This is a genomic window from Planobacterium oryzisoli (assembly GCF_015354315.1).
Taxonomy (GTDB): Bacteria; Bacteroidota; Bacteroidia; order Flavobacteriales; family Weeksellaceae; genus Planobacterium_A; species Planobacterium_A oryzisoli.
This window is the reverse complement of record NZ_JADKYY010000003.1, coordinates 217,398-223,859: the sequence shown is the minus strand read 5'-3', so window position 1 is coordinate 223,859 and position 6,462 is coordinate 217,398. Positions and strand designations below refer to the sequence as shown.

The 6,462-nt window shown below is 46.2% G+C and carries 7 protein-coding genes; 5 read left to right on the top strand and 2 right to left on the bottom strand.

The window, feature by feature from the left end; all coding sequences use genetic code 11:
- Window positions 1-144: 144 nt before the first annotated feature.
- A complete protein-coding gene (locus IC612_RS03865) occupies window positions 145-2,280 on the bottom strand; it encodes a S46 family peptidase (RefSeq protein ID WP_194738852.1) in 2,136 nt (711 codons plus the stop codon).
- 143 nt (window positions 2,281-2,423) lie between these two features.
- Here IC612_RS03865 and IC612_RS03860 point away from each other — a divergent pair, with 143 nt between their 5' ends.
- From IC612_RS03860 to IC612_RS03845, 4 genes are all read left to right on the top strand, one after another.
- A complete protein-coding gene (locus IC612_RS03860; protein WP_194738851.1) occupies window positions 2,424-2,699 on the top strand; it encodes a SemiSWEET family sugar transporter in 276 nt (91 codons plus the stop codon).
- A gap of 24 nt (window positions 2,700-2,723) precedes the next feature.
- A complete protein-coding gene (gene hflX, locus IC612_RS03855; protein ID WP_194738850.1) occupies window positions 2,724-3,941 on the top strand; it encodes a GTPase HflX in 1,218 nt (405 codons plus the stop codon).
- A gap of 50 nt (window positions 3,942-3,991) precedes the next feature.
- On the top strand, window positions 3,992-4,342 hold the full coding sequence (locus tag IC612_RS03850; protein ID WP_194738849.1) for a DUF6122 family protein: 351 nt from the start codon (window positions 3,992-3,994) through the stop codon (window positions 4,340-4,342).
- Between the two features lie 73 nt (window positions 4,343-4,415).
- The gene (locus IC612_RS03845; protein ID WP_194738848.1) at window positions 4,416-5,492 is read left to right on the top strand and encodes a calcium:proton antiporter; all 1,077 of its coding nucleotides are present in this window, start codon (window positions 4,416-4,418) and stop codon (window positions 5,490-5,492) included.
- Here the strand turns inward: IC612_RS03845 and IC612_RS03840 are convergent.
- The gene (locus IC612_RS03840) at window positions 5,489-5,878 is read right to left on the bottom strand and encodes a group III truncated hemoglobin (RefSeq protein WP_194738847.1); all 390 of its coding nucleotides are present in this window, start codon (window positions 5,876-5,878) and stop codon (window positions 5,489-5,491) included. The two genes, IC612_RS03845 and IC612_RS03840, sit on opposite strands and share 4 nt — an antisense overlap.
- Window positions 5,879-5,964: 86 nt before the next feature.
- On the opposite strand from IC612_RS03840, the gene IC612_RS03835 reads away from it, so the two are divergent.
- Window positions 5,965-6,459, top strand: a complete 495-nt coding sequence (locus IC612_RS03835) for a YkgJ family cysteine cluster protein (RefSeq protein ID WP_194738846.1) — start codon at window positions 5,965-5,967, stop codon at window positions 6,457-6,459.
- Window positions 6,460-6,462: the final 3 nt, after the last annotated feature.

The following is a 6,462-nucleotide window of genomic DNA, read 5'->3' as shown; positions in this document are numbered from 1 at the left end:
TTGAAAGTAGGTCGCATCTTGTTGATTATCAGTAATAAAGATACAAAATACCTCCTAATTATACAACACTAAAACCTCCTAAAATGAAAAAACCGCCTCAATTTAGTATTGAGACGGCTTCTTATGTTTTATAATAAAAAGAAATTATTTAACGATGGTCATTTCCTCAACGAGGTGGCCTGCTCCGGCAAACTTGTCGATTACCCAAAGCACATAGCGCGCATCAACGTTGATGGTCTTTTGCCATTCTTCTTCAAATACGATGTCTCCAGAAAGCGCCTCGGAGTTTCCGTCGAATGCAAGTCCGATGAGTTCTCCGTTTCCGTTCATAATTGGAGAACCTGAGTTCCCTCCGGTGATGTCGTGGTCACTAAGGAAATTCACTGGAAGGTACCCCGCAGGATCGGCATACTGTCCGTAGTCTCTTTTGGCATTCAGATCAATCAGTCGCTGCGGAAGATCAAACTCCTCATCGCCTTTCTTGTACTTGGCTACCGTACCGTCCAGATCCGTATAGAAATTGTTCGTTACCCCGTGGTAGTTCCGATCGTCTCTGAATGGGAGCGTGGAAATTTTACCGAAGGTTATCCGCATCGTGGAATTCGCATCCGGATAGAACTCTTTGTTTGGATGGGATTTTCTAAGACCGTCAAAGAACAGACGGTTGCTGACAGAAAACTTATCATCCAGTTCCACATATTTGTCTGCTGCCTGGCGCGAATCGGTAGCGTAGTTGTTTGCTATTTTAAGCAGTGCATCCCTAGAGAGTTTCTCTGCGTCCGGATTATTTAAAAATGCCATTGCACTTGCCTCGGTAGCAAAAATGCTGTTCTTGGCTACATCGTCCAAAAGCGCTGGATTAATCGTATACAGGGAAGGAGCGTAGGCTGCTGCCGGTACCTTTTGCGCATATAGAGAAACCATAGCCTTGAGCATCTGCTGTTCTAGGGCCGGGTTGAACTTCTCATACATAGAAGAGATACGTGAAGCGATGGTCTTTTTAAGCTCTGCTTTCTTGGCCGCATCACTCTCAGCCATATACGACTTAAACATTGAGGAAAGGTTGATGGCGTACGGAATATACTTCGCGTTACGGGTCATCTGCGCCGCGTAGTTTCTTTCAATGCCACGCGCAGAGGTCTGGGCGTAGTAGTCCTTCATATCGCTCAGTACGTTTCCATACAGTTCGCGGTTTGCTTCTTTTTCCGCCCACTGCTGGTATACTTCCTCTACTTTCTGTTTGTCCTGAATCGTACCGTTTTTGTTCACAGATTCGATCGTACCTGCTCTGTTTTTCCAGTAGTTGGCTACCGAAGCATATTGGGAGGCGTAGTTTAATTTAGTGGCCTGGTCTTTATCCATGTACCATTTCATTACGTCCATAGCCGTCTTAGAGGCTTCGACCCAGGCCGGATAGTCTTTGTTTACCAACTGGTCAATTCCGTAGGAAGTCATGTAGCGGTTGGTACGTCCCGGATACCCTACAATCATAGAAAAATCTCCAGGCTTGAACGGTTTTAGTGATACCGGTAAATGGTGCTTAGGTTTTAAAGGTACATTGTTTGGAGAATATTCTGCAGGGTTACCGTTTGCATCCGAGTAGACGCGGAATACAGAGAAGTCTCCCGTGTGTCTTGGCCACTCCCAGTTGTCGGTGTCCCCTCCAAATTTTCCGATGGAGTTCGGTGGTGTTCCTACCAGACGAACGTCTTTATAATCCTGGTATACAAAATAGTAGAATTCGTTTCCGTTGTAGAAATCACGAACAGTAACTACGTATTTTCCGTTTTCAGAGTTTTCCTGCTGAATCAGCTTGGATTCAGCCTCAATGATGTCTCTGCGCTCTTTGGCGGACATTGCGTTATTGAGTTTGGAGTTGATGCGCTGCGTTACATCGTCCATACGTACAAGGAAACGCACAGAAAGTCCTTTTGCAGGAAGTTCCTCGCTTTTTTTCATTGCCCAGAAACCGTTGGTAAGGTGGTCTTTTTCCGGTGTGGAAAGTGCAGCGATCTGACCGTATCCACAGTGGTGGTTGGTAAATAGAAGCCCTTCTTTGGAGACCATCTCTGCGGTACATCCTCCTCCGAACTGTACAATTGCGTCCTTAAGGCTGGACTGGTTAACGGAGTAAATTTCTTCCGCGGTAAGTTTAAGACCTTTCTTTTGAAGATCCTGACCGTTTAATCTCTTAACGAGCATCATTAGCCACATACCTTCGTCCGCTCTCATTTGAATGAAGCTTAAAAGGAATGTACATAATAAAAGTAATCTTTTCATATGTTTGATAAATTTTTCCTGCAATTTACTTATTTTTTGGCTTAATTTTGGGTAATTGTATTCACACTTTATAAAAATAAGTCCTTAGAAGGTGTTTGGGGCCCCGTGATTTTCCGTGCGCCTTTACAGATAAAAAGCAATCGATGAATACAGAAATTATTGGTTTTGTGGCGGGTGGCCTTTCCTCGGCTTTGTTTATACCCCAAATTATAAAGATTTTCAGGGAGCGTTCTGCCGAGGAGATTTCCCTGGTAACCTGTATTATCGGTATTGTCAGTTCGGCGCTCTGGCTCTACTACGGAATACTCAACGAGCATATTTCCATGATCGTGACCAACAGTATATCGGTTGTTGCCACAACCATACTGTGTTTTGCCAAACTGAGATTCAAGGACGGTGACGTGCCCAAGGGCAGCTAAACTATTTATTAGAGAAAAAAAACTATGCTGGAGAAAAAAGAACATAACTATGAGAAAGCCGTCCTCGTGGGACTGGTAACCAAGGAGCAATCGGAAGAAAAACTGCAGGAATATATGGACGAACTGGAGTTTCTGGCATTTACTGCCGGAGCGCAGGTACACCAGAGATTCACGCAAAAAATGAGTCAGCCGGACTCAAAAACCTTTGTAGGAAGCGGTAAAGCACAGGAAATCCGTGAGTACGTGCACGCCAACGAAATAGGAACGGTGATTTTTGACGACGAGCTCTCGCCATCGCAGTTAAAGAACCTGGAGCGGGAACTGGAAGTAAAAATAATAGACCGTACGAACCTTATCCTGGACATTTTTGCCCAGCGCGCCCAGACCTCCTACGCACGAACGCAGGTGGAACTGGCGCAGTACGAATACCTTCTTCCCCGCCTTACCCGAATGTGGACCCACTTGGAGCGCCAAAGGGGTGGTATCGGGATGCGCGGACCGGGGGAGACGGAGATAGAAACCGACCGCCGTATCATCCGGGACCGAATATCCCTTTTAAAGGAGAAGCTTAAAACCATTGACAAACAGATGCAGACGCAGCGCCAGAACCGCGGGAAAATGATCCGTGTGGCCCTGGTGGGATATACCAATGTAGGAAAATCCACCCTGATGAATGCACTTTCCAAATCGGAGGTCTTTGCCGAAGACAAGCTCTTTGCCACCTTGGATACTACGGTACGTAAGGTCGTGATCGGAAACCTACCGTTTTTACTTACCGACACGGTGGGATTCATCCGCAAGCTCCCTACCCAGCTCGTAGAGAGTTTTAAGTCTACTTTGGATGAGGTCCGGGAGGCGGATCTTCTTGTGCACGTTGTGGATATTTCGCATGAGAGCTTTGAGGACCATATTAACTCGGTCCACCAGATTCTAACTGAAATCGGAGCAAATCAAAAACCCATGATCATGGTGTTTAATAAGATTGATGCCTTTGCCTATGAGGTGAAGGAAGAGGATGATCTTACCCCTTCCACCAGAAAGAACATCTCACTAGAGGAATGGAAACGTACGTGGATGGCCAAGAACAAGTTTCCTACCGTATTTATTTCTGCCACGAGTAAAGAGAACTTCCCAGAGCTCAAGAAGCTACTCTACGAGGAGGTTCACAAGCTGCATATCGCGCGTTTCCCGTACAACGACTTTCTTTTTGAATATTTCGACGATGAAGAAACCACTTCGTAACGAGTTGTCTTGCAGTAAGCTAGCGGGGAGAGCGCCCCGCACGCTTTGATATGGAGGCTTTAGGTACAGCGCTTCCCGCGGTGGAGCTTCAAACGGGGGTGCATTATTTTCTGCATCTGGTATTCCCGGCGCTTATCGCTTTTTTTCTTGCGCCTAGGAACTGTAAAAAAACCTATGCGCTGCTGCTTCTAACAATGCTGGTAGATCTGGACCATATTTTTGCCGATCCGCTTTTTGATCCCAATAGAAACAGCATTGGATTTCATCCGCTGCATACCTACCCCATGATAGCGCTGTATTTATTAGGGAGTCTTTTTCTGAAAGGAAATTTCCGGGTGGTGGCTATAGGTCTTCTCTGGCATATGGTAACCGACTTCCAGGACTATTACCTGTGGAACTAGATTATCATTAAAATGTATTTTAAAAGCAATTTTGATAGATTTTTTGTATTTTGCAACTAAAATCCAGTACACTATGCGCACCACTCAATTTCTTAAATGGTACAACGTCTTTCCCGTCGTAGCAGGAATCTTCTATTTGGGAGGATTTCTGGAATACGGAAACATCGGAAGCATTGTGGGAACCGCGTTTCTTTTTGCTTCGGTACTTGCTGCAGTACATCATGCCGAGGTCATAGCACATAAAGTAGGCGAGCCGTACGGTACCATTATTCTGGCCATTTGTATAACCATTCTTGAGGTTGGTCTTATCATATCGTTTATGCTCTCGGGAGGGGAGGGCGCAATCACCTATGCCCGGGACACGATATTTGCAGCCGTTATGATTATCCTAAACGGGATTCTGGGCATCTGTATCTGGGTGGGTGGCGTTAAATACAAAGAACAGTTTTTTATGCGAAGCTCTGCTACCACGTATTTGGTAAGTCTTGTAGCTATTCTGGTTCTAACTTTAATTCTTCCCAATTATACTTCCAGTGTACGGGGACCTTTTTATACCGAATCGCAGCTCATTTTTGTCTCCATTGCCTGCCTGGTCATCTACGGGACTTTTCTTATGGTACAGACCGTTCGCCACCGGAACTTTTTCGTCGTGGAGGATCCAAACCATACCGTACATGAAGCTGCTCCCCCAAGTAGGGCGGTAACGATCATAAGCCTGATCCTTTTAGTATTGTGTCTGGCGGTGGTCATTTTAATGGCTAAGGGGCTTTCTCCGGTCATTGAAGGATTTGTCAGCAGCATTGGCGCTCCAAGGGCACTGGTGGGGGTTATCATTGCCCTGGTGGTTTTGCTTCCCGAAGGACTGGCCGCAATCCGCGCCGCCAGAAACAACCAGATTCAGTCCTCCATTAATCTGGGTCTGGGAAGCGCCCTGGCCAGTGTGGGACTTACTATACCTGCCGTATCGGTGGTATGTATCATTTACGATATTCCCTTTGTGCTGGGTCTGGATCTAAAATCCATCATTCTGCTTGCCCTCTCGGTGTGTATCGTCATGCTATCCTTAAGCAGGGGGAAAACCAATGTGCTGTACGGAACGGTGCTCCTGGTGAATCTCGCGGCGTATATCTTTACTGTGATCGTGCCTTAGCTTAATCGGGTGGCTACTTCCATCTTATGGGCCATAAGGCGCGCGATATTTCCGGCCTTGTAAATAGCCAGATCTGCTATCTCACCGTGGAAGAGGGTTTCCACGCTCTCTGTCCAGAGTTTCAGCCAGTGCTCAAAATGCTCCTTTTTCATCGGGTGCTGCGCATTGATTGGAAAATGCGCCGCCATAGGATTTCCTTTGTAGGATATCTGCCCAAAGAGTAAGGTTTCCCAGAAGCTGTACATTTTAGGTAGATGGTCATCCCACTGCACTTTTGCAATAGAATTGAAGAAAAAGCCAATGACGGGATCACGGTCCACTTTCTTGTAAAAGTGATTGACAAGTTCTTCAATATCTTCTCTGGTGGAAAGTTCTCGGGTCTGCACGCTGCGATGGTTTTGGGTCAGTAAAGTTAGTAATTAATTCAATGGCGTACCTTTGCCCAGCAGTATTGCAATAAAACACAGATCCTATGGATGTAGCGCACTTCAGGAAACTTGCCCTAAAGAGGCAGTCGGAGCACAGGAAATTTCTTGCTGCTCTTAAGAAAAAACCGCCCAGAAATCTGGATTACCTCACCCAGGAGATCCATGAAGAGGTCTTTGAAGAAATCGACTGCCTGAAATGTGCCAACTGCTGTAAGACCACCGGGCCGCTCTTTACCGATGCAGATATCGAGCGCATTGCCAAATTCCTCAGAATCCGGCCGGGAGAGTTTATTTCCAGATATTTGCGCACCGATGAAGACGGCGATCGGGTGTTACAACAGGTTCCCTGCACTTTTTTACTGCCGGATAATGCCTGCTCTATTTATGCGGTCCGGCCTAAAGCCTGTCGAGAATACCCCCACACGGACCGCAAGAAAATCTATCAGATTAACCATCTTACCCTGCAAAACACCCTTATTTGCCCTGCGGCCTATCTGGCTGTGGAAAAGCTTCAAAGGCATTTGGAGCAAAAAAAATAAGAG